Origin of the sequence: Aquipseudomonas ullengensis (assembly GCF_014174475.1) — a bacterium.
GTDB classification, from domain to species: domain Bacteria; phylum Pseudomonadota; class Gammaproteobacteria; order Pseudomonadales; family Pseudomonadaceae; genus Aquipseudomonas; species Aquipseudomonas ullengensis.
On sequence record NZ_JACJUD010000003.1, the window covers coordinates 122,797 to 144,416 of the forward strand.

General features: G+C 66.7%; 16 protein-coding genes. 10 read left to right on the forward strand and 6 right to left on the reverse strand.

Annotated features, from left to right (window positions below):
* The first annotated feature begins 15 nt into the window (after positions 1–15).
* Both tesB and H3H51_RS09935 read left to right on the forward strand, forming a co-directional pair.
* Positions 16–885, forward strand: a complete 870-nt coding sequence (gene tesB / locus H3H51_RS09930; protein WP_183088889.1) for an acyl-CoA thioesterase II — start codon at positions 16–18, stop codon at positions 883–885.
* Positions 882–1,472, forward strand: coding sequence for an HAD family hydrolase (locus H3H51_RS09935; RefSeq protein ID WP_183088890.1), 591 nt, complete (start codon positions 882–884; stop codon positions 1,470–1,472). The genes tesB and H3H51_RS09935 overlap by 4 nt, the downstream gene beginning before the upstream one ends.
* Before the next feature lie 44 nt (positions 1,473–1,516).
* Here H3H51_RS09935 and ypfJ read toward each other — a convergent pair whose 3' ends face one another.
* Both ypfJ and H3H51_RS09945 read right to left on the reverse strand, forming a co-directional pair.
* Entirely contained in the window at positions 1,517–2,398 is an 882-nt protein-coding gene (gene ypfJ / locus H3H51_RS09940) for a KPN_02809 family neutral zinc metallopeptidase (protein ID WP_183088891.1), read from the reverse strand.
* A gap of 95 nt (positions 2,399–2,493) precedes the next feature.
* Positions 2,494–2,922 carry a DUF411 domain-containing protein gene (locus tag H3H51_RS09945; protein ID WP_183088892.1) on the reverse strand — a complete coding sequence of 143 codons (429 nt, stop codon included), beginning with the start codon at positions 2,920–2,922 and terminating at the stop codon, positions 2,494–2,496.
* 123 nt (positions 2,923–3,045) lie between these two features.
* On the opposite strand from H3H51_RS09945, the gene H3H51_RS09950 reads away from it, so the two are divergent.
* The 3 genes from H3H51_RS09950 (at position 3,046) to H3H51_RS09960 (ending at position 5,715) form a co-directional block, all read left to right on the forward strand.
* Positions 3,046–3,435, forward strand: coding sequence for a DUF4345 family protein (locus H3H51_RS09950; RefSeq protein ID WP_183088893.1), 390 nt, complete (start codon positions 3,046–3,048; stop codon positions 3,433–3,435).
* 73 nt (positions 3,436–3,508) lie between these two features.
* On the forward strand, positions 3,509–4,840 hold the full coding sequence (gene potE, locus H3H51_RS09955; protein ID WP_183088894.1) for a putrescine-ornithine antiporter: 1,332 nt from the start codon (positions 3,509–3,511) through the stop codon (positions 4,838–4,840).
* Complete coding sequence (locus H3H51_RS09960) at positions 4,837–5,715, forward strand: amino acid ABC transporter substrate-binding protein (RefSeq protein WP_183088895.1); 879 nt, start codon at positions 4,837–4,839, stop codon at positions 5,713–5,715. The genes potE and H3H51_RS09960 overlap by 4 nt, the downstream gene beginning before the upstream one ends.
* A 481-nt stretch (positions 5,716–6,196) precedes the next feature.
* On the opposite strand, the gene H3H51_RS09965 is transcribed toward H3H51_RS09960, so the two are convergent.
* Genes H3H51_RS09965 through H3H51_RS09975 form a run of 3 tightly spaced genes read right to left on the reverse strand, consistent with a single transcriptional unit; the run spans position 6,197 to position 11,875 of the window.
* Positions 6,197–7,591, reverse strand: a complete 1,395-nt coding sequence (locus H3H51_RS09965) for an efflux transporter outer membrane subunit (protein ID WP_183088896.1) — start codon at positions 7,589–7,591, stop codon at positions 6,197–6,199.
* Positions 7,588–10,710, reverse strand: coding sequence for an efflux RND transporter permease subunit (locus tag H3H51_RS09970; RefSeq protein WP_183088897.1), 3,123 nt, complete (start codon positions 10,708–10,710; stop codon positions 7,588–7,590). Before H3H51_RS09970 ends, H3H51_RS09965 begins: the two co-directional genes overlap by 4 nt.
* Before the next feature lie 10 nt (positions 10,711–10,720).
* The gene (locus H3H51_RS09975; protein WP_235981341.1) at positions 10,721–11,875 is read right to left on the reverse strand and encodes an efflux RND transporter periplasmic adaptor subunit; all 1,155 of its coding nucleotides are present in this window, start codon (positions 11,873–11,875) and stop codon (positions 10,721–10,723) included.
* Positions 11,876–12,030: 155 nt separating this feature from the next.
* On the opposite strand from H3H51_RS09975, the gene H3H51_RS09980 reads away from it, so the two are divergent.
* Together H3H51_RS09980 and H3H51_RS09985 are read left to right on the forward strand one after the other, a co-directional pair.
* Positions 12,031–13,416, forward strand: a complete 1,386-nt coding sequence (locus H3H51_RS09980) for an ATP-binding protein (RefSeq protein ID WP_183088899.1) — start codon at positions 12,031–12,033, stop codon at positions 13,414–13,416.
* Entirely contained in the window at positions 13,416–14,096 is a 681-nt protein-coding gene (locus H3H51_RS09985) for a response regulator (protein ID WP_183088900.1), read from the forward strand. Before H3H51_RS09980 ends, H3H51_RS09985 begins: the two co-directional genes overlap by 1 nt.
* A gap of 908 nt (positions 14,097–15,004) precedes the next feature.
* Here H3H51_RS09985 and H3H51_RS09990 read toward each other — a convergent pair.
* A complete protein-coding gene (locus tag H3H51_RS09990) occupies positions 15,005–15,640 on the reverse strand; it encodes a TetR family transcriptional regulator (protein ID WP_183088901.1) in 636 nt (211 codons plus the stop codon).
* A 204-nt stretch (positions 15,641–15,844) separates the two neighbouring features.
* Here H3H51_RS09990 and H3H51_RS09995 point away from each other — a divergent pair, with 204 nt between their 5' ends.
* Genes H3H51_RS09995 through adeC form a run of 3 tightly spaced genes read left to right on the forward strand, consistent with a single transcriptional unit; the run spans position 15,845 to position 21,577 of the window.
* Entirely contained in the window at positions 15,845–16,987 is a 1,143-nt protein-coding gene (locus H3H51_RS09995; RefSeq protein WP_183088902.1) for an efflux RND transporter periplasmic adaptor subunit, read from the forward strand.
* A 10-nt stretch (positions 16,988–16,997) separates the two neighbouring features.
* Positions 16,998–20,135, forward strand: a complete 3,138-nt coding sequence (locus tag H3H51_RS10000; protein ID WP_183088903.1) for an efflux RND transporter permease subunit — start codon at positions 16,998–17,000, stop codon at positions 20,133–20,135.
* A complete protein-coding gene (gene adeC, locus H3H51_RS10005) occupies positions 20,132–21,577 on the forward strand; it encodes an AdeC/AdeK/OprM family multidrug efflux complex outer membrane factor (protein WP_183088904.1) in 1,446 nt (481 codons plus the stop codon). Before H3H51_RS10000 ends, adeC begins: the two co-directional genes overlap by 4 nt.
* The last annotated feature ends 43 nt before the right edge of the window (positions 21,578–21,620 follow it).

A 21,620-nucleotide genomic window follows, 5' to 3' on the forward strand; every position in this document is an offset into this window, starting at 1 on the left:
CCGAGGAGAAGTTGCATGAGTCAATTGTTGGAGGACCTGGTTGCCCTGTTGAGCCTGGAGGCCATCGAGGAAAACCTGTTCCGTGGGGTCAGCCAGGACCTGGGCTTTCGCCAGCTGTTCGGTGGCCAGGTGCTCGGCCAGTCGCTGTCGGCGGCCAGCCAGACGGTGGAGTCCGAGCGCCATGTGCATTCGATGCACGGCTATTTCCTGCGCCCGGGCGATGCCAGCCTGCCGGTGGTCTACCAGGTCGACCGCGTGCGTGACGGCGGCAGCTTCAGCACCCGGAGGGTGACCGCGATCCAGAAGGGCGCGCCGATCTTCACCTGCAGCGCCTCGTTCCAGGCCGACGAAGAGGGCTTCCACCACCAGATCCAGATGCCGGATATTCCCGGCCCGGAAGAGCTGCCAACGGAAACCGAGCAGGTGCGCCTGATCGCGCACCTATTGCCGCCGCGCATGCGCGAACGCGCAGTGGGCGAGAAACCGATCGAAATCCGCCCGGTCAGCTTTGGCAACCCGTTTGACCCGCAGTCCAGCGAACCGGTGAAGTATGTGTGGTTCCGCGCCGACGGCGCCTTGCCGGACATCCCGGCGATCCACAAATACATCCTTGCCTACGCCTCGGACTTCAACCTGCTGACCACCTCGATGCTGCCTCACGGCGTGTCGGTGTGGCAGAAGTTCATGCAGGTGGCCAGCCTCGACCACTCCCTGTGGTTCCACCGCAACGTGCGCGCGGACGAGTGGCTGCTGTACGCCATGGACAGTCCCTGGGCGGGTAATGCCCGTGGCTTTGCCCGCGGCAGCATCTTCAATCGCCAGGGTGAGCTGGTGGCCTCGGTGGCTCAGGAAGGCCTGACGCGCCTGCGCGAAGACTGGAAATGAATCTGCTGAGTGCCCGCCACTGGGTGTTCGACATGGACGGCACCCTGACCATCGCCGTGCACGATTTCGCGGCGATCAAGCGGGCCCTGGGCATTCCCCAGGACCACGACATCCTCCACCACCTGGCGGCGCTGCCCGAGGCCGAAGCCCAGGCCAAGCACGCCTGGCTGCTGGAGCACGAGCGCGAGCTTGCCATCGCGTCTGTAGCCGCGCCGGGTGCGGTGGAGCTGGTGCGCGCTCTGCACGCGCGGGGCATCCGCCTCGGTATCCTCACCCGCAATGCCCATGAGCTGGCGCTGCTGACCCTGGCGGCGATCGGCCTGGGCGACTGCTTTGCCAGCGCCGATGTGATCGGCCGCGACGAGGCGATCCCCAAACCCGACCCGGATGGCCTGCTGCAGCTGGCGGCGCGCTGGGGCGTGGCACCCGGCGAGCTGGTGATGGTCGGCGACTACCGTTTCGACCTGGATTGCGCCCGCGCCGCCGGCGCGTTCAGCGTACTGGTCAACCTGGCGGAAAATCCCTGGCCGGAGCTGACCGATCTGCACGCGGGGGACTGCGCCGCGCTGCTGGCGCATCTCGCCTAGGGCGGATGCAGCCCGCGTACCGACTAGCGCGGGTTGTAAACGTCCTACAGTTTTGCGGCCTTGAAGGTATCGCAACGGCCCGGTTCGCCGTTGTCGAAGCCGGTCTTGAACCAGCGCACGCGCTGCGCCGAGGTGCCGTGGGTGAAGGAGTCGGGCATCACCTGGCCGCGGCTTTGTTTCTGCAGGCGGTCATCGCCGATGGCATTGGCGGCGTTGAGGGCTTCCTCCACATCGCCAGCCTCCAGCCAGTCCAGACGCTTCTGCGCATGGTATGCCCAGACGCCGGCCAGGCAGTCGGCCTGCAATTCCTGGCGCACCAGCAGGCCGTTGTCGCCTTCGAGTTTCTCGCCGCGCTGGCGGGCCGCGCTGACCTTGGCCGAGACGCCGAGCAGGGTCTGCACGTGGTGGCCGATCTCGTGGGCGATCACATAGGCCTGGGCGAAGTCGCCAGCGGCGGCGAAGCGGGTTTCCAGTTCACGGAAGAAGCCCAGGTCGAGATAGACCTGGCGATCGCCGGGGCAATAGAACGGGCCGACGGCGGAATCGGCAAAGCCGCAGGCCGAATTGACCCCACCGCTGAACAGCACCAGTTTCGGGTCCTGGTACTGCTTGCCGGCACTCTGGAAGAGCGTGCGCCAGGTGTCTTCGGTATCGCCGAGCACGGCGCGCACGAATTCACTCTGCGGGTCGTTGGCGGCCGGGGCGGCCTGCTGCTGTTGCTCCATGCCGCCCGGCTGCACGGCCTGGCCGGCGATGTTGCCGAGAATCGTCAGCGGGTCCTGGCCCATCAGCAGGCCGATCACCACCACCACGGCAATGCCGCCCAGGCTCAGGCCCTTGCCACCGCCAAAGCGCATGCCGCGATTGCCACCGCTGCCGCGTGCGTCCACCACGTTGTCACTGCGTCTTGCCCGTTCCCAGCGCATCACCGTTCTCCTTTATGACGAGCTAGAGAGTGTCGTCCCTACACGGCATTGGCGCCATACCGGCGGTCAGTGGCTGGGCAATCAGTTCTGCGCGATCAGTCGGGGTAGTGGGCGACCACGCGTTCGTCACCGTCGCGCTCCAGGCCGATGACCTGGTAGGCGTCCTGGCGGCTGCCCATTTCCATCCCTGGTGAGCCGGCCGGCATGCCGGGTACAGCGAGGCCAAGCAGATCGGGCTGGGCGCCCAGCTTGAGCACATCGGCAGCCGGTACATGGCCTTCGACGAACTGGCCGTTGATCACTCCGGTGTGGCAAGACGCCAGGCGTGGTGGCACGCCGAGGCGTTGCTTGAGTGCGCTCATGTCGCTCTCGACGTGGTCGTTGACCTGGATGCCGTTGCTTTGCAGGTGGCTGATCCAGGCTTTGCAGCAGCCGCAGTTGGGGTCGCGGTAAACGTCCATCACCGGGCCAGCGGCCTGGGCGGCGGTGGTGAAGAGGGTGGCGGCAAGCAGCAGAGTGCGCATGGTGGGGTCTCCAGTAATGACCTGCGCAGGATAGCCCTCGCCTCATTCCGGCCCCAGGCCGCGACTGTAACCGGGTGCAACCAGTGGCCTGCTATGCTCGCTGCGACCTTTGAGGAGCTCACCATGCTGTCTGCCCGCATCCTGCTTATCGTGCAGGCCCTGATTCTCGTCGGCTTCGGCCTGGCCTATTTCATTCGCCCGCAGGAAATGGCCAACCTCAGCGGCATGCTGTTGATGGAACCCGCGGCGATCACCGATGTGCGCGCCTATTACGGCGGCCTGCAGCTCGGCCTGGGGCTGTACCTGGTACTGGCGCTGGTGCGCCAGGAGTGGTTGCGTGGCGCCCTGGCGCTGCTGGTGCTGCTGTATGCCAGCCTGTTTGTCGCGCGCCTTGGCGGGCTGTGGCTGGACGGTGGCCTGCAGCAGACCTTCAACCTCAGCGCCATGCTCTTCGAGTTGGTTTCCGCCGGCCTCGCGCTGTTCGTGCTGCGCCGCCTGGATCGCCCCGATTAAGCCGGCAGGAGGCTCTGCCAGGCACTACCCTTGAGCGGTGACAGCAGCTGTCCTGGTCAACAAGGAGTTTTTAATGGCGGCGAAGAAGATGAGTCTGATGGGGCTCACCACCCTGGTGGCGGTGAACATGATGGGCTCGGGGATCATCCTGCTGCCGTCGAGCATGGCCCAGTTGGGCGCGGTGTCGCTGTTATCCTGGGTCATCACGGCGATCGGCTCGATGGCCATCGCCTACTGCTTCGCCCAGTGCGGGGTGTACTGCACGCGCCCTGGCGGCATGTCCGCCTACACCGAGGAGGCGCACGGCAAGTCGGCGTTCTTCCTCTGCTCCTACCTGTACTTCCTGTCCCTGGCCATCGGCAACGTGGCCATCGCCATCTCCGCCGTCGGTTACCTCACGCCATTCCTGCCGTGGCTGGGCAGCGGCGCGATTCCCTTGTTCGTCGGCACGGTGGGGCTGATCTGGCTGACCTCGCTGGCCAACTTCGGCGGGCCCAAGGTCACCGGGCAGATTGGCTCGGTGACCGTCTGGGGCGTCATTATTCCTGTGGCCGGATTGTCGGTGGTCGGCTGGTTCTGGTTCGATCCGGCGATCCTGGAGGCAGCCTGGAACCCCAACGAACTGCCCACCAGCCAGGTCATTGCGCAGAGCATTCCGCTGACCCTGTGGGCCTTCCTCGGCATGGAGTCGGCGGCGCAGAACTCCGAGGCGGTGGAGAACCCCAAGCGCAACGTGCCACTGGCCTGCCTGCTGGGTACCTTCGGTGCGGCGGTGGTGTACATCCTCTCGACCACGGTGATCCAGGGCATCGTGCCGAACGCCGAGCTGGCCAGCTCCAGCGCGCCGTTCGCCTACGTCTATGCGCAGATGTTCAACCCGCTGGTGGGCAACATCATCATGGCGCTGGCGGTGATTGCCTGCGTTGGCTCGCTGCTCGGCTGGCAGTTCACCCTGGCGCAGACGGCCAAGGTCACTGCCGACCAGCGCATGTTCCCGCGCCTGTTCAGCCGCACCACGCTGCTCGGTGCGCCGCTGGCCGGGCTGCTCGCCAATGCTGTGCTGCAGACGCTGATGGCCCTGTCGACCATCTCGCCGAACGCCTCGGAGCAATTCTCCAAGCTGGTCAACCTGGCGGCGGTGACCAACATCATTCCCTACATCACCTCGCTGTCGGCGTTGCTGATCATCATGCAGAAGGCCGGGGTGTCGCGCTCGGTGCACAACCGCAACGTGTTCGCCCTGCTGATCGCCATGGGTTACAGCTTCTACGCGCTGTACGCCTCCGGCACCGAGGCGGTGTTCGGCGGCATGCTGGTGACGGCGGTGGGTTATCTGTTGTTTGGCTACATTGCCGACCGGATGCTGGAAAACCGTGATGCACCCGTACAGGAGGGCCGGCCATGAAGCGCCTGCTGGTGTGTCTTGCCCTGCTGCCGCTGCTGGCCGGTGCGCAAACCCTGGAGCGGGTGCGTGCCAGCCAGCAACTGAATATCGGCTACCTGGCCGAGCTGGCACCGTTTTCCGCCACCCAGGATGGTCAGGCCAAGGGCTATGCCATCGAGCTGTGCCAGCAGGTGGTCGAGCATGTGCGTCGCGAGCAGGGGCTGGAGCACGTGCAGGCGCGCTTTCAGCCCATGGGCCTGGAGGAAGGGCTGGCGGCGGTTCACCAGGGCAGCCTGGATCTGTTCTGCAGCGCTACGGTGGAAACCCTCGAGCGGCGCCGCCAGGTCAGCTTTTCCCTGCCGATCTATACCGCCGGGCGTGGCGTGGTGGTGAGTCGGGAGGCGCCGCCGAGCCTGGTGCAGTTGCTCAATGGCGAGGTGGTACCCAATGCGCCGCAGTGGCGGGCCAACATTGCCCGTGGGCTGTCCAACCGGCGCTTCCTGGTGCTGGCCGGCAGCAGTACGGAGCAATGGGCACGTGATCGCATGCGCGAACTCAAGGTGATCGCCAGCCTGCGCCCGGTGAAGAACCTGCAGGAGGGTATGCAGCTATTGGTCGAGGGCCAGGCCGATGCCTTCTTCTCCGACCGCGTGTTGCTGCACAACTGGCTGACCAGCAGCGGCCTGGACCAGCGCCTGCAAGTGCTCGACCGGGTGTTCGACCTGGAGCCGGTGGGGCTGGTGCTGGCGCGTGACGACGAGGATTTCCGCCTGCTGGTCGACAGCACCCTCAGCGAGCTGTACCGCAGCGGACAGATCGAGCCCATCTACAGCCGCTACTTCGGCGCGCCGACCGAGCGGGTGCGGCTGATGTTTCGCGCCAATACCCTGCATTGAGGTTTGCCTCAGGGCGAGGCTTTGCTTCCACCCCCGGGTTTGCTCCAGGGCTGCGGCGCGGTTTTGCTTTTATCCCCTAGCCCCTCTGGGGAGAGGGTCAGGGTGAGGGGCGGACGTTCAGGTAGGCCGCGTGGTGGCCATTTCCCCTCACCCCCAGCCCCTCTCCCCGGAGGGGCGAGGGGAGTCAGTGCGTGCGCCAGGTGAGCTCGGTTTGTCATCGTAGGGCGGGCGCAACCCGCGGTGGTGGCAACGCGGGTTTCACCCGCCCTACGCGTTACAGGGTGAGGTGCTGATATTCAGGCACGCTGCACCGCCCCTGTAGGAGCGAGCTCTGCTCGCGAACCCGGCGGCGCCAATGTTTCGCGAGCAGAGCTCGCTCCTACAAAGGCCGTCGCAGGCCGGACGCGACCCGTGGTGGTAGCGCCGGTTTCGCGGGCCTCAGCCAGCCGGGCGCTTGATCGGCACCCGGCGGCACCGTCCATTACTCGGCAAACCCGCCACCCAGCACCTTGTACAGGGTGATGCGGTTGCTCTGCTCGGTCAGTTGCAGGCTGATCAGGTCCTGGCGGGCGGCATACAGCGAGCGTTGTGCATCGAGGGCTTCCAGGTAGCTGCTGGCGCCGTTGCGGTAGAGCGCATCGGACAGCTGGTAGCTCTTGTCCGTGGCGTCGGTCAGGGCCAGTTGCGCGTCCAGGCGTTGCTCCAGGGTGCTGCGCACGGCGAGGGCGTCGGCGACTTCGCGGAAGGCGCTTTGCAGCGTCTGCTCGTAGGTCGCCAGCTGGATCGCCTGGTCGCTCTTGGCGACATCCAGGTTGGCCCGGTTGGTGCCGCCATCGAAGAGCGGCAGGCTGATGCTCGGGGCGAAGCTCCAGGCGCCGCTGCCGCCGCTGAACAGGTTGTTCAGCGCGGTGCTGCTGGAGCCGGCGGCAGCGGTCAGGCTGATGCTGGGGAAGAACGCCGCGCGCGCGGCGCCGATGTCGGCGTTGGCGGCTTTCAGCTCATGCTCGGCGGCCAGCACATCGGGGCGCTGCTGCAGCACGCTGGAGGGCAGGGCGGCAGGGATTTCCAGCAGCTGCGCACTGTCGCTGCCCAGCCCGGCAGGCAGCAGGGCGTCGGCCACTGTGTCGCCTACCAGCAGATTGAGCGCGTTGCGGTCCTGCTGGATCTGGCTCTGGTAGCTGGCCACGTCACCGCGTGCCGACTCCACCGTGCTCTGCGCCTGGGCCAGGGCCAGCCCGGAAGTGTTGCCCAAGGCATGGCTGCGCTGCTGCAGGGAGTAGCTGGCCTGCTGGCTGGCCAGGGTTTCCTCGGCCAGTTGCAGCAGGGCGCGGTCGGCGGCCAGGGTCAGCCAGGCATTGGCGACTTCCGCCACCAGGCTGATCTGCGTGCTGCGCTGAGTCTGTTCCAGGGCCAGGTAGCTTTCCAGGGCGGCATCGCTGAGGTTGCGCACGCGGCCGAACAGGTCCAGCTCGTAGCTGCTGAAACCCAGTTCGGCACTGTACTGGTGGCTGGTGCTGGCACTGTCGGCGCCGCTGACGCTGGCCGGGGTGCGGCTGTGGCTGCCACTGACACCGGCACTCACGCTCGGCAACAGCGTGGCGCGCTGGATGCGGTACTGGGCGCGCGCCTTGTCGACGTTGAGGGCAGCCACGCGCAGGTCGCGGTTGTTGCCCAGCGCCTGTTCGATCACCTGGCGCAGGCGGGCGTCGAGGAAGAAACCCTTCCAGCCGATATCGGCGCGGGTTTCGCCCAGGCCGCTGGCGGTCCATTGGCTGGGCACCGGCGCCTGCGGCTGTTCATAGGTCGGGGCAAGGTTGACGCAGCCGGCCAGCAGCAGGGCCGGCAGCAGCGGGAAGAAACGGCTCAGCGCGATCATGCCTGCGCTCCTGTGGTTGGGGTGGCGGTTTTGCTCGCCAGGCGGCGGACCAGGACGAAGAACAGCGGCACCAGGAAGATGCCCAGCAGCGTGGCGCTGAACATCCCGCCCAGCACGCCGGTGCCGATGGCCTGGCGTCCGCCGGCTCCGGCGCCGCTGCTGAGGGCCAGCGGCAGTACGCCGAACATGAACGCCAGCGAGGTCATCAGGATCGGCCGCAGGCGCTGGCGGCAGGCTTCCAGCGCCGCGCTGACCAGGTCTTGGCCCTGCTCCTGCAGGTGCTTGGCGAACTCGACGATGAGAATCGCGTTCTTCGCCGCCAGGCCCACGGTGGTGAGCAGGCCGACCTGGAAGTACACGTCGTTGGAGAGCCCGGCCAGGCCGGTGGCCAGCACCGCGCCGACGATGCCCAGCGGCACCACCAGCATCACCGCGAAGGGCACCGACCAGCTTTCGTACAGCGCTGCCAGGCAGAGGAACACGAAGAGGATCGACACCGCATACAGCAACGGCGCCTGGGAGCCGGACAGGCGCTCCTGGTAGGACTGCCCCGACCATTCATGGCCGATGCCGGCCGGCAACTGGGCGAGCAGGTTCTCCACCTCGCTCATGGCCTCGCCGGAGCTGACCCCGGCCGCCGGGTCGCCCACCAGCTCCACCGAGGCGTTGCCGTTGTAGCGCTCCAGCAGCGGCGAACCGAAGCTCCAGGCGCTGCTGGCGAAGGCGCTGAACGGAACCATTTCGTCGGCGCTGTTGCGCACGTACCAGTGGTTGATGTCCTCGGCCTGCATGCGCGTGGCGGCTTCGCCCTGCACATAGACTTTCTTCACCCGGCCGTTGTGGATGAAGTCGTTGACGTAGCTGCCGCCCATGGCGGTGCCCAGGGTGCTGTTGATGTCGGCCGTGGCCAGGCTGAAGGCGCCGCTCTTGCGGTCGTCGATGGCCACGCGCAGTTCCGGGGTGTCGTCGAGGCCGGTGCTGCGCACGCCAACCAGCTTGTCGCTGTGGGCGGCGAGGGCGAGGAACTGGTCGCGCGCGGCGATCAGCGCGTCATGGTCAACTCCGCCGACATCCTTGAGCTGCAGGGTGAAGCCGGAGCTTTCACCGAGGCCGCGAATGGCCGGCGGCTGCATGACGAAGATGCTCGCATCGCGCAGGTTGGACAGGGCGATGGTGGCGCGCCGGGCGATGGCCGCGCCGGTCTGTTCGGCGCCTGCGCGCAGGCTCCAGTCCTTCAGCTTGATGAACGCCCGGCCGGAGTTCTGCGCGTTGCCGCCCATGCCCATGCCGGTGATGCTGACCAGCGAATCGACTTCCGGCTGGGCCAGGATGTAGTCGACGAACTGCTGGGTGGCGGCCTGGGTGCGCGCGTCGGTGGCGCCGACCGGCAGTTGGATCATGGCCATCAGCATGCCCTGGTCCTCGTCGGGCAGGAACGAGCCGGGCAGGCGTGCATAACCCACCGCCAGCACCGCGAGGATGGCCGCATAAAGAACCAGCATGCGCGGCCCGCGGCGCAGCACGCTGCCGACGCCACGCTGGTAGCGCGCGGCATTGCGCTCGAAGGTGCGGTTGAACCAGGCGAAGAAGCCCCGTTGCGGCGCCTGGCCGTGGCCGGGCTTGAGCAGGGTGGCGCACAGCGCCGGGCTGAGGGTCATGGCCACCAGCACCGAGAGCAGCATGGCGCTGACGACGGTCACCGAGAACTGCCGGTAGATCACCCCCGTGGAGCCGCCGAAGAAGGCCATGGGGATGAACACCGCCGACAGCACCAGGGCGATACCGACCAGCGCGCCGCTGATCTCGTTCATCGACTGGCGCGTGGCCTCCAGTGGCGACAGGCCTTGTTCGGCCATCACCCGCTCGACGTTTTCCACCACCACGATGGCGTCGTCCACCAGCAGGCCGATGGCCAGAACCATGGCGAACATGCTCAGGGTGTTGATCGAGTAGCCGAACGCGGCCAGCACGCCGAAGGTGCCGAGCAGCACCACCGGCACGGTGATCGCCGGGATCAGCGTGGCACGCCAGTTCTGCAGGAACAGGAACATGATCGCCACCACCAGGGCGATGGCCTCGAACAGCGCCTTGACCACTTCCTCGATGGAGAGGCTGACGAACGGCGTGGTGTCGTAGGGAATGGCGGTTTCCAGCTGCATCTCAACCGGGAAGTTGGCTTGCAGCTCGGCGACCTTGGCCTTCACGGCCGCCGCGGTATCCAGGGCGTTGGCGCCGGTGGCGAGGGTCACGCCCATGGCTGCCGAGGGCTTGCCGTTGAGGGCGGTGACCACGTCGTAGCTCTCGCTGCCGAGTTCGACCCGGGCCACGTCGGCAAGCAGCACCAGGGAGCCGTCACTGGCCGACTTGAGGACGATGTTGCGGAACTGCTCGACCGTCTGCAGCTTGCTGCGCGCGCTGATGGTGGCGTTGAGTTCCTGTCCGGCCACGGCCGGCAGGGCGCCGAGCTGGCCGGCGGAGACTTCGGTGTTCTGCGCTTCGAGGGCGCTGCTCACGTCGCTGGGCATCAGCGCGTATTGCTCCAGCTTGGCCGGGTCCAGCCAGATGCGCATGGCGTAGGCCGAGCCCAGGGTCTGCACCTCGCCCACGCCGTCGACGCGGCTGACCTGGTCGAGCAGGGTGCTGTCGATGAAATCGCCGACATCGGTGCTGGTCACACTCGGGTTGGCCGACTGCAGGGCGATGATCAGCAGGAAGTCGGAGCCGCCCTTGGTTACCGTGATGCCCTGGGTCTGCACCGCTTGCGGCAGGCGCGATTCGGCCTGCTGCAGCTTGTTCTGCACCTGCATCTGCGCCACGTCGGCATCGGTGCCGGCGGCGAAGGTCAGGTTGATGCTGGCGCTGCCGGCCGAGCTGCTGCTGGCAGACATGTACACCAGGCCGTCGAGGCCTTTCATCTGCTGCTCGATCACCTGGGTCACCGAGTCTTCGATGGTCTTGGCCGAGGCGCCGGTGTAGGTGGCGGAAATACGCACGGTGGGCGGCGCGATATCCGGGTACTGCTCCAGCGGCAACTGGCTGATGGACAGCCCGCCGGCGAGCATGATGACGATGGCGATGACCCAGGCGAAGATCGGTCGGTCGATGAAGAAACGTGCCATGACCTGATCCTCAGTTGCTCGCCACGGCGGCCGGGCTATTGCCAGCCGGCACCGCGACGCTGCTGACGTTGTCGCCGATGCGGACTTTCTGCCCGCCCTCGACGATCACCTGGTCGCCGGCCTTCAACCCGGAGGTCACCCACCACTGGTTGCCGACGCTGCGGCCGACGCTGACCAGGCGCTGCTCGACCTTGCCGTTGACCACCAGCAGCACGCTGGTGGCGCCGCTGTGGCTGCGCGTCACCGCGCGCTGCGGCACCAGTAGGGCCTGCGGGTCGACCGCTTCGCTGAGCACGGCGCGTACATACATGCCGGGCAGCAGCAGGCCGTCCGAGTTGGGCACCACGGCGCGCAGGGTCACGCTGCCGGTGCTCTCGGAGACGCTGGCACCGCTGAACTGCAGGCGCCCGGCGTGGCTGTAGTGGCTGCCGTCTTCCAGCAGCAGTTCGATCTTCACCCCGTCCTGGTCGGCGCCACTGAGGGTGCCGGCGGCCAGCTCGCGCTTGAGGCGCAGCACTTCGGCGCTGGATTGGGTGATGTCGACATACAGCGGATCGAGCTGCTGCACGGTGGTCAGCACGCTGTCCTGGCTGGCGGTGACCAGCGCGCCGGGGGTGACGCTGGAGGTTTCGATACGCCCGGCGATGGGCGACACGATGGTGGTGTAGCCGAGGTCGATGCGTGCGCTGTCGACGCTGGCCTGGGCCGCCTGGTAGGCCGCCTCGGCGCTTTGCAGGCTGGCCTGGGCGTCTTCGTTGTCCTGCTGGCTGATCGCGTCGATCTTCACCAGGCCGGCGTAGCGGGTGGCTTTCAGGCGGGCCGAGGTCAGGCTGGCCTTGGCTTCGGCGGCGCTGGCCTTGGCCTGGGCATAGGTGGCCTGGTACGGCGCGGGGTCGAGGCGGTACAGCGCTTCGCCGGCCTTGACCTCGGCGCCTTCGGTGAACAGGCGCTGTTTGACGATGCCGCCGACCTGCGGGCGAATTTCCGCGCTCAGCCAGGCCTTGGTGCGCCCCGGCAGTTCGCTGGTGACGGTCTGCGCCTGCGGCGTCAGGGTCAGGGTGCCGACTTCGCTGATGCGGGCGGCGGGCGGGGTGTCTGGCGCGGAACAGGCGCCGAGGGCGATGGCCATGACCAGGGCCAGTACGGTGGTGGGCATGCGGTGCATCTGTCTCTCCATCCGGCACACGCCGGGCTATCGACTTTTCTATGCAGCCGATACTGCGGGGCAAATGTGCAGAGAATTTGGAGATTGCCGGGGAGGCGTTGAATCCCGCGGTGCGGGCGGCCTTAATAGAGGCATGCCCACTGTTCTGGCCCGCCATGAAACTCAGCCTGTCGCGCAAACTCTTCCTCGCCGTGCTCAGCACCGCCCTGTTCGTCGCCCTGGCCATGTTCGTGGCCGGCGGCTGGAGCTTCGGTCGCGGCTTTATCGGCTACATCAACGAGCTGACCGAGCAGCGCATGACCTCCGTGCTGCCGCGCTTCGTCGAGGGCTACCGGCGCCACGGCAGCTGGGATTTCCTGCGTGACAATCGCGATGAGTGGTTCAGCATGATTCACCCGCAGGACGCTCGCAGCCGCACGGGCATGACCTGGGACCTGCCGGTGTCCGACCTCACCGGCGCGGTGTTCCGCATCTCCCTGCTGGACAGTCAGCAGCGCAAGGTCATGGGTTTTATCGAGATGGGCACCGATGCCGTGCGCATGCCCATTGAGGTGGAGGGCCAGCTTGTCGGCTGGCTGGCCATGGCGCCGTTCCAGAGCGTCACCGAGGCCGGCGGCGAGCGCCTGTTGCGCAACCAGTTGCTGGCCAGCCTGGCGGTCGGCGCACTGGCGCTGCTGCTGGCGGCGCTGATTGCCGGCTGGGCGACCCGGCGCCTGCTCGCTCCGGTGCGCCAGGTGGCCGAGGCCACCCACCGCCTGGCCGCCGGCGATTATGCCGAGCGGGTGATGGTCGCCAGTGACGATGAGGTCGGCCAGCTGGCCCGTGACTTCAACCAGTTGGCGCATACCCTGGAGCGCAACGAACGCATGCGCCGCGACTTCATGGCGGATATTTCCCACGAACTGCGCACCCCGCTGGCCGTGCTGCGCGGCGAGCTGGAGGCGCTGGAAGATGGCGTGCGCAAGCTTGACGGCGAGTCGCTGCGTTCGCTCCAGGATGAAGTGGGCCAACTGAGCAAGCTGGTCGATGACCTCTATGAACTGTCGCTGGCCGATGTCGGCGCGCTGACCTACCGCAAGCAGCGGGTGGACCTGGTCGAGCTGCTGGAGCAGGCCCTGGCCGGCGCTACCGAACGTTGCCAGGAGAGAGGCCTGGTGCTGGAACTGCAGTTGCCTGCCGCGCCGTTGCCGGTGCTGGCCGATGACGGGCGCCTGCGCCAGCTGCTGGGCAACCTGCTGGAAAACAGCCTGCGCTACACCGAAGCCGGCGGGCGCCTGCGCATCCGTCTGCAGGGCGATGGCGAGCGAGTCAGCCTGGACTGGCTCGACTCGGCGCCCGGCGTGGCCGAGGCCGACCTGGCCAAGCTGTTCGAGCGCTTCTTCCGTGGCGAGGCCTCGCGCGGCCGCGCCAGTGGCGGCTCGGGCCTGGGGTTGGCAATCTGCCGCAGTATCGCCGAGGCCCATGGCGGCACCCTCGAGGCGCGGCCTTCGCCACTGGGCGGCCTGTGGCTGCACCTCAGCCTGCCGCAGGAGGGGGCGTGATGTTGCACAACGACGAACTACCTCCGGCGCGCATCCTGGTGGTGGAAGACGAACCCAAGCTGGCCGCGCTGCTGCGCGACTACCTGCAGGCGGCCGGGCACCAGGTCGATTGCCTGGACAGCGGCCTGGCCGTGGAACCGGCGGTGCGTGCGGCCGAGCCGGATCTGATCCTGCTCGACATCATGCTGCCGGGCCGCGACGGCCTGGCGATCTGCCGCGATCTGCGGGCTTTCAGCGAGGTGCCGATCATCCTGATCACCGCGCGGGTGGAGGAGGTTGATCGCCTGCTTGGCCTTGACCTGGGCGCCGACGACTACATCTGCAAGCCGTTCAGCCCGCGTGAAGTGGTGGCGCGGGCACGGGCCATCCTGCGCCGCCGACCACGCCAGGCGGAAACCGGCCTGCAACTGGATGCCGAGCGCTACCAGGCCAGTTTCAACGGTGCCGACCTGGACCTGACACCGGTGGAGTTCCGCCTGCTCGCCTGCCTGGCCGGCGCGCCGGGGCGGGTGTTTTCCCGTGATCAACTGATGGACCGGCTATACAGCGACCACCGCGTGGTTACCGACCGCACCGTGGACAGCCACGTGAAGAACCTGCGGCGCAAACTGGAACAGGCCGCGCCGGGGCAGGAGCTGGTGCATTCGATCTATGGCGTGGGCTACAAGCTGGAGCTGTAAGCGCAGGCCTGTAGGAGCGAGCTCTGCTCGCGAACCCAGCAGCGCAAACACTTCGCGAGCAGAGCTCGCTCCTACAAAAAAAACGTGGCGGGAGCCATCAGAGCCGATGGCTCCCGCGCTCTGCGTGGGAGCCGATCCCGTGACGCTCCTGCGTCACAGTGGTGTCGGGCGCCGCCGAGTGGAAGTTTTGCTTTTATCCCCTCGCCCCTCTGGGGAGAGGGTTAGGGTGAGGGTCGGACGTTCAGGTAGGCCGCGTGGTAGCGATTTCCCCTCACCCCCAGCCCCTCTCCCCGGAGGGGGAGGGGAGTTAGCGCGTGCGCCAGGTGAGCCCGTTTTGTCATCGTAGGGCGGGTGCAACCCGCGGTGGTGGCAACGCGGGTTTCACCCGCCCTACGCGTTACAGGGTGAGGTGCTGATATTCAGGCACGCTGCACCGCCCCTGTAGGAGCGAGCTCTGCTCGCGAACCCGGCGGCGCACATGCTTCGCGAGCAGAGCTCGCTCCTACAAAAGCCGTGGCTAATCAGTCACCACTCGGCGCCGGGTTTGCTCCAGGGCCGTGGCGGCGCGGTTTTGCTTTTATCCCCTCGCCCCTCTGGGGAGAGGGTTAGGGTGAGGGGCGGACGTTCAGGTAGGCCGCGTGGTAGCGATTTCCCCTCACCCCCAGCCCCTCTCCCCGGAGGGGCGAGGGGAGTTAGCGCGTGCGCCAGGTGAGCCCGTTTTGTCATCGTAGGGCGGGTGCAACCCGCGGTGGCGGCAACGCGGGTTTCACCCGCCCTACGCGTTACAGAGTGCGGTGCTGATATTCCGGCACGCAGCACCGCCCCTGTAGGAGCGAGCTCTGCTCGCGAACCCGGCGGCGCACATGCTTCGCGAGCAGAGCTCGCTCCTACAAACGCCGTGGCGGTAATCAGGCGTCGCGCAGCGCCGGGCTGCTGCGCAGCATGTCGAGCAGGGCGTCCACCAGGCTTTCCGCCTGTTCGGCCAGGCTGTGCTGTTGCGGGCAGAGCAGCCAGTGCGCCTGCAGGCCATCGATATAGGCGTGCAGGCTGAAGGCGGCACGCTGGCAGTTCAGCGTGGCCGGCAGCTGGCCTTTGTTGACCGCATTGCGCAGCGACTTCTCGATGCGCTGGTCGCACTCCAGGTGGAAGGTCTGCATCTTCTGGCGCAGGTCGCCGAGGTCGTCGGTGTATTCGCACTTGTGCTGCAGGATCTCGCTGACGCGCCGGCACTGTGGGTCCTGTTCCACGCGCTGGAGCACACGGATCAGCAGTTCGCGCAGGCGCCCCAGCGGGTTGGGTTCGACGTCGCTTTCACTGGCCTGGGCCAGGTCCTCCAGCGGTAGGCGCAGGCGATCGATTAGCGCCTGGAACAGTTCGACCTTGTTCTGGAAGTGCCAGTAGATGGCACCCCGGCTGACCCCGGCGGCAGTGGCGATATCCGCCAGTGCGGTGCGCGAGACGCCCTTGTCATGAAAAATCCGCTCGGCTGCATCGAGTATCTGCAGGCGGGTTTCTTCGGCTTCTTCTTTGGTACGTCGGACCATGCGCAGGGGCTCTCGGTGGCGGTTCAGGCGCGGTGAAAGGCAGCGCCGCGGCGCGACACAAAATTTCACAGGCTGGTGAGAAGAATCATTTACAAACATTCACGTACGTAAGTATATTCGTTAGCAGCCTAAACAATCCAATTCCTGTTCCCCTTCCGGTGCCTCGCGCGGCGGAAGGTCTATTCCCTTATGAGGTCGTTTCAGATGCACAAGAAGCCAGCCTTCGCCGCTATGGTTTCCGCTATCGCGCTGGCCACGCTCACCCTCGCGGGCTGCAAAGAGGGCGAGGCTCCGGCCGCCGCCCATGCGCCGCAAGTAGGCGTTGTCACCCTGCAAGCCGAACCGTTCACCCTGACCGCCGAGCTGCCGGGGCGCACCACGGCCTACCGCATCGCCGAAGTGCGTCCGCAGGTCGATGGGATCATCCAGAAGCGCCTGTTCACCGAGGGTTCCGAGGTCAAGGCCGGGCAGCAGCTGTACCAGATCGACTCGTCCGTCTATCAGTCGACCTACAAGAGCGCCCAGGCCACGCTGGCCTCGACCCAGTCGCTGGCCGAGCGCTACAAGGATCTGGTCGCCGACCAGGCCGTGAGCAAGCAGGCCTATGACGAGGCCCAGGCCGCGCGCCTGCAGGCCGAAGCGGCGCTGGAGCGTGCACGCATCGACCTGCGCTACACCAAGGTGATGGCGCCGATCTCCGGTCGCGTCGGTCGCTCGCTGGTGACCGAGGGTGCGCTGGTGAGCAACGGCCAGGTGCTGGCGATGGCCACCATCCAGCAGCTCGACCCGATCTATGTCGACGTCACCCAGCCGACCAAGGACCTGCTGCGCCTGCGCCGCGAACTGGCCAGCGGCCAGTTGCAGAAGGCCGGCGAGAACGCTGCCAAGGTCCAGCTGACCCTGGAAGACGGCAGCACCTACGAGCACGACGGCACCCTGGAGTTCTCCGAAGTCTCGGTGGACGAGGGCACCGGTTCGGTGGTCCTGCGTGCGGTATTCCCCAACCCGCAACACAACCTGCTGCCGGGCATGTTCGTTCACGCGCAGCTCAGCTCCGGGGTCAACCGCCAGGCGATTCTCGCGCCGCAGCAGGGCATCACCCGTGACCTCAAGGGCCAGGCCACCGCGCTGGTGGTGGGCGCCGACAACAAGGTCGAGCTGCGCAAGGTTCAGGCCGAACGCACCCAGGGCAACCGCTGGCTGGTCAGCGAAGGCCTGCAGCCGGGTGATCGTCTGATCACCGAGGGCCTGCAGTTCGTCCATCCGGGCGTCGAAGTGACCGTGGCGCCGGCGACCAATGTCGCCAGCGAGCGCGCCTCAGGTTCCGACCTGGCCAAGCGCCCTTAAGGAGCGACAGATGTCGAAGTTCTTCATCGACCGGCCGATCTTCGCCTGGGTAATCGCCCTGGTGATCATGCTGGCGGGTGGCCTGTCCATCCTCAAACTCCCGATCAACCAATACCCGAGCATCGCCGCACCGGCCATCGCCATCCAGGTTACCTACCCGGGCGCTTCCGCGCAGACCGTGCAGGACACCGTGGTGCAGGTCATCGAGCAGCAGATGAATGGCATCGACGGCCTGCGCTACCTGTCCTCGGAGAGCAACTCCGACGGCAGCATGACCGTCACCGCCACCTTCGAGCAGGGCACCAACCCGGACATTGCCCAGGTCCAGGTGCAGAACAAACTGCAGCTGGCCACTCCCTTGTTGCCGCAGGAAGTGCAGCAGCAGGGCATCCGCGTGACCAAGGCAGTGAAGAACTTCCTGCTGGTGATCGGCGTGGTTTCCGAAGACGGATCGATGGACAAGAACGACCTGTCCAACTACATCGTCTCCAACATGCAGGACGCCATTTCGCGCACCAAGGGTGTCGGCGACTTCCAGGTGTTCGGCTCGCAGTACGCCATGCGCATCTGGCTCGATCCGGCCAAGCTGCTCAACTACCAGCTGACGCCGGTGGACGTGAAGACCGCGATCCAGGCGCAGAACGTACAGATTTCCTCCGGCCAGCTCGGCGGTCTGCCGGCTTCGCCGGGCACCCAGCTGAACGCCACCATCATCGGCAAGACCCGCCTGCAGACGCCCGAGCAGTTCGGCGCGATCCTGCTCAAGGTCAGCCGTGACGGCTCGCAAGTGCGCCTCAGCGATGTCGCCAAGATCGAGCTGGGCGGCGAGAACTACGCCATCAGCGCGCAGTACAACGGCAACCCGGCATCCGGCCTGGCGGTCAAGCTGGCCACCGGCGCCAACGCCCTGGACACCGCCCGTGCCCTGCGCGCGACCATCGATGAGCTGCAGCCGTTCTTCCCCGCCGGGATGAAAGTGGTGTTCCCCTACGACACCACCCCGGTGGTCTCGGCCTCCATCGAAGGCGTGGTGCACACCCTGGGCGAAGCCATCGTGCTGGTGTTCCTGGTGATGTTCCTGTTCCTGCAGAACTTCCGCGCCACCATCATTCCCACCCTGGCGGTGCCGGTGGTATTGCTTGGCACCTTTGGCGTGCTGGCTGCCTTCGGCTTCACCATCAACACCCTGACCATGTTCGCCATGGTCCTGGCCATCGGCCTGCTGGTGGATGACGCCATCGTGGTGGTGGAGAACGTCGAGCGGGTGATGGCCGAAGAAGGCCTGTCGCCGCTGGAAGCCACGCGCAAGTCCATGGGCCAGATCCAGGGAGCGCTGATCGGTATCGCCCTGGTGCTGTCGGCGGTGTTCCTGCCGATGGCCTTCTTCGGCGGTTCCACGGGGGTGATCTACCGGCAGTTCTCGATCACCATCGTGTCGGCCATGGCCCTCTCGGTGCTGGTTGCCCTGGTGTTCACCCCGGCGCTCTGCGCGACCCTGCTCAAGCCGGTCGCCAAGGGCCACCATGCGCCCAAGCGCGGCTTCTTCGGCTGGTTCAACCGTGGCTTCGAGCGCAGCGTCAACGGCTACGAGCGCAGCGTGCGCGGCATCCTCAAACGCCGCCTGCCGTTCGTGGTGCTGTACCTGGTGATCGTCGCCATCATGGCCTGGATGTTCACCCGCATCCCCACCGCCTTCCTCCCCGAGGAAGACCAGGGCGTGCTGTTCGCCCAGGTGCAGACTCCGGCCGGCGCCAGTGCTGAACGCACCCAGGCGGTGGTCGACCAGATGCGCGAATACCTGCTGGCCGACGAGAAAGACACGGTCAAATCGGTGTTCACCGTCACCGGCTTCAACTTCGCCGGTCGCGGTCAGAGCTCGGGCATGGCCTTCATCATGCTCAAGCCCTGGGAAGAGCGTCCGGGTGCCGAGCACAGCGTGTTCAGCCTGGCCGAACGCGCGCAGCAGCACTTCTTCAGCTTCCGCGATGCCATGGTGTTCGCCTTCGCCCCGCCGGCCGTGCTGGAGATGGGTAACGCCACCGGTTTCGACTTCTTCCTGCAGGACCGCGCCGGCGTCGGCCATGAAACCCTCAACGCCGCCCGCGACCAGTTCCTCGAACTGGCCAAGCAGAACCCGGTGCTGGCCCGCGTGCGCGCCAACGGTCTGTACGACGAGCCGCAGTACCAGCTGTTGATCGATGACGAGAAGGCCAGCGCCCACGGCGTGTCCCTGGCCAACATCAACAACACCGTGGCCATCGCCTGGGGTGCCAGCTACGTCAACGACTTCATCGACCGCGGTCGGGTGAAGAAGGTCTACCTGCAAGGTGTGCCGGAAGCGCGGATGAACCCCGATGACCTCGGCAAGTGGTACGTGCGCAACGACGACGGGCAGATGGTGCCGTTCAGCGCCTTCGCCAGCGGCGAGTGGGTCTACGGTGCGCCGAAGCTGGCGCGCTACAACGGCGTGCCGGCCATCGAGATTCTCGGTGAACCGGCGCCGGGGCACAGCTCGGGCGAGGCCATGGCGGCCGTCGAGGAGATCATCAAGCAACTGCCGGCAGGTGTCGGTTATTCCTGGACCGGGCTGTCCTACGAGGAGCGCCTGTCCGGCTCCCAGGCGCCGGCGCTGTACGCCCTGTCGCTGCTGGTGGTGTTCCTCTGCCTGGCGGCGTTGTACGAGAGCTGGTCGATCCCGTTCTCGGTGATGCTGGTGGTGCCACTGGGGATCATCGGTGCGCTGCTGTTCACCAGCATGCGTGGCCTGAGCAACGACGTGTTCTTCCAGGTCGGCCTGCTCACCACCATTGGCCTGTCGGCGAAGAACGCGATCCTCATCGTCGAATTCGCCAAGGAGCTGCACGAGCAGGGCAGAAGCCTGTTCGACGCGGCCATCGAGGCCTGCCGCATGCGTCTGCGCCCGATCATCATGACCTCGCTGGCGTTCATCCTCGGCGTGGTGCCGATGGCGATCTCCACGGGCGCCGGTTCCGGCAGCCAGCACGCCATCGGTACCGGCGTGATTGGCGGCATGCTCACGGCCACGGTCCTGGCGATCTTCTGGGTGCCGCTGTTCTACGTCCTGGTCTGCTCGTTGTTCAAGGACAAGCGCAGCAAAGATGCCATCAAAGAGGAGGCCGTCCAGTGAGGCAGTCCCTGTTGTCCCTTGCCGTCGCCAGCGTGTTGCTCGGCGGCTGCAGCATGATCCCCGATTACCAGCGCCCGGATGCCCCGGTGGATGGTGCCTGGCCACAGGGCGCGGCCTACACCGCCAATGCTGCTGCGCAGACCGACGTGTCGGCGGCGGCCCTGGGCTGGCGCGAATTCTTCCGCGACCCGGCGCTGCAGCAATTGGTCGAGGTGGCGCTGAGCAACAACCGCGACCTGCGCATCGCCGCGTTGAATGTCGACGCCTACCGCGCGCAGCACCGCATCCAGCGCTCGGAATTGTTCCCGAGCATTGCCGCGGCCGGCGATGGCACCCGCCAGCGCCTGCCAGGCGATCTGTCGTCGAGTGGCGAGCCCACCACCAGCGGCCAGTACAGCGCGACGCTGGGCACCAGTGCCTGGGAGATCGACTTCTTCGGTCGCCTGCGCAGCCTCGACGAGCAGGCCTTGCAGCTCTACTTCGCCAGTGAAGAGGCGCAGCGCAGTACGCAGATCAGCCTGGTGGCCAGCGTGGCCAATGCCTACCTGACCCTGCAGGCCGACCAGCAACTGCTGCAACTGACCCGCGATACCCTGGAGACCTACCGCAAGAGCTACGCCCTCACCGAGCGCAGCTTCAATGTCGGCGTGGCCGATGCGCTGTCGCTGAGCCAGGCGCGCACTTCGGTGCAGAGCGCCGAAGTCAGCCTGGCGCAGTACAGCCGCCTGGTCGCCCAGGACCGCAACGCCCTGGCGCTGCTGCTGGGCAACGGCGTGCCGGCGAGCCTGCCGCAGGGTGAAGTGCTGAACGCCGACCTGCTGGCCGAAGTGCCGGCCGGGCTGCCATCCGAACTGCTGCAACGCCGCCCGGATGTAGTCCAGGCCGAGCATCAGCTGCAGGCGGCGAACGCCAGCATTGGTGCGGCGCGTGCGGCGTTCTTCCCCAATATCAGCCTGACCGCCAACGCCGGCAGTGCCAGCAGCGAGCTGTCCGGGTTGTTCGATGGCGGTTCGGGTAGCTGGCTGTTCCAGCCGTCGATCAACCTGCCGATCTTCACGGCCGGTCGTCTGAAGGCCAACCTCGACTACGCCGAGGTGCAGAAGAACATCCAGGTCGCCAGCTACGAGAAAGCCATCCAGACCGCCTTCCAGGAAGTCGCCGATGGCCTGGCCGCGCGTACCACCTACGAGGAGCAGCTCACCGCCCAGCGCGCGCTGGTCGGTACCAGCGAGGAGTACTACCGTCTGGCCGAACGCCGCTTCCGCACCGGGGTGGACAGCTACCTGACCCTGCTCGACGCCCAGCGCCAGCTGTTCAGCGCCAAGCAGCAACTGATCGGCGACCGCCTCAACCAGCTGACCAGCGAGGTCAACCTGTACAAGGCCCTCGGCGGCGGCTGGCATGAGCAGACCACCCTGGCGGCCGCGCCTGCGGCGGACTGACGGTCAGCCTGAAACAAAAAAGCCCCGGCATGCCGGGGCTTTT

What these genes read in the sequence shown, in the direction of transcription:
- tesB (WP_183088889.1), top strand. Translation starts at nt 16, where the DNA reads ATGAGTCAATTGTTGGAGGACCTGGTTGCCCTGTTGAGCCTGGAGGCC.
- H3H51_RS09935 (WP_183088890.1), top strand. Translation starts at nt 882, where the DNA reads ATGAATCTGCTGAGTGCCCGCCACTGGGTGTTCGACATGGACGGCACC.
- ypfJ (WP_183088891.1), bottom strand. Translation starts at nt 2,398, where the DNA reads ATGCGCTGGGAACGGGCAAGACGCAGTGACAACGTGGTGGACGCACGC.
- H3H51_RS09945 (WP_183088892.1), bottom strand. Translation starts at nt 2,922, where the DNA reads ATGCGCACTCTGCTGCTTGCCGCCACCCTCTTCACCACCGCCGCCCAG.
- H3H51_RS09950 (WP_183088893.1), top strand. Translation starts at nt 3,046, where the DNA reads ATGCTGTCTGCCCGCATCCTGCTTATCGTGCAGGCCCTGATTCTCGTC.
- potE (WP_183088894.1), top strand. Translation starts at nt 3,509, where the DNA reads ATGGCGGCGAAGAAGATGAGTCTGATGGGGCTCACCACCCTGGTGGCG.
- H3H51_RS09960 (WP_183088895.1), top strand. Translation starts at nt 4,837, where the DNA reads ATGAAGCGCCTGCTGGTGTGTCTTGCCCTGCTGCCGCTGCTGGCCGGT.
- H3H51_RS09965 (WP_183088896.1), bottom strand. Translation starts at nt 7,591, where the DNA reads ATGATCGCGCTGAGCCGTTTCTTCCCGCTGCTGCCGGCCCTGCTGCTG.
- H3H51_RS09970 (WP_183088897.1), bottom strand. Translation starts at nt 10,710, where the DNA reads ATGGCACGTTTCTTCATCGACCGACCGATCTTCGCCTGGGTCATCGCC.
- H3H51_RS09975 (WP_235981341.1), bottom strand. Translation starts at nt 11,875, where the DNA reads ATGCACCGCATGCCCACCACCGTACTGGCCCTGGTCATGGCCATCGCC.
- H3H51_RS09980 (WP_183088899.1), top strand. Translation starts at nt 12,031, where the DNA reads ATGAAACTCAGCCTGTCGCGCAAACTCTTCCTCGCCGTGCTCAGCACC.
- H3H51_RS09985 (WP_183088900.1), top strand. Translation starts at nt 13,416, where the DNA reads ATGTTGCACAACGACGAACTACCTCCGGCGCGCATCCTGGTGGTGGAA.
- H3H51_RS09990 (WP_183088901.1), bottom strand. Translation starts at nt 15,640, where the DNA reads ATGGTCCGACGTACCAAAGAAGAAGCCGAAGAAACCCGCCTGCAGATA.
- H3H51_RS09995 (WP_183088902.1), top strand. Translation starts at nt 15,845, where the DNA reads ATGCACAAGAAGCCAGCCTTCGCCGCTATGGTTTCCGCTATCGCGCTG.
- H3H51_RS10000 (WP_183088903.1), top strand. Translation starts at nt 16,998, where the DNA reads ATGTCGAAGTTCTTCATCGACCGGCCGATCTTCGCCTGGGTAATCGCC.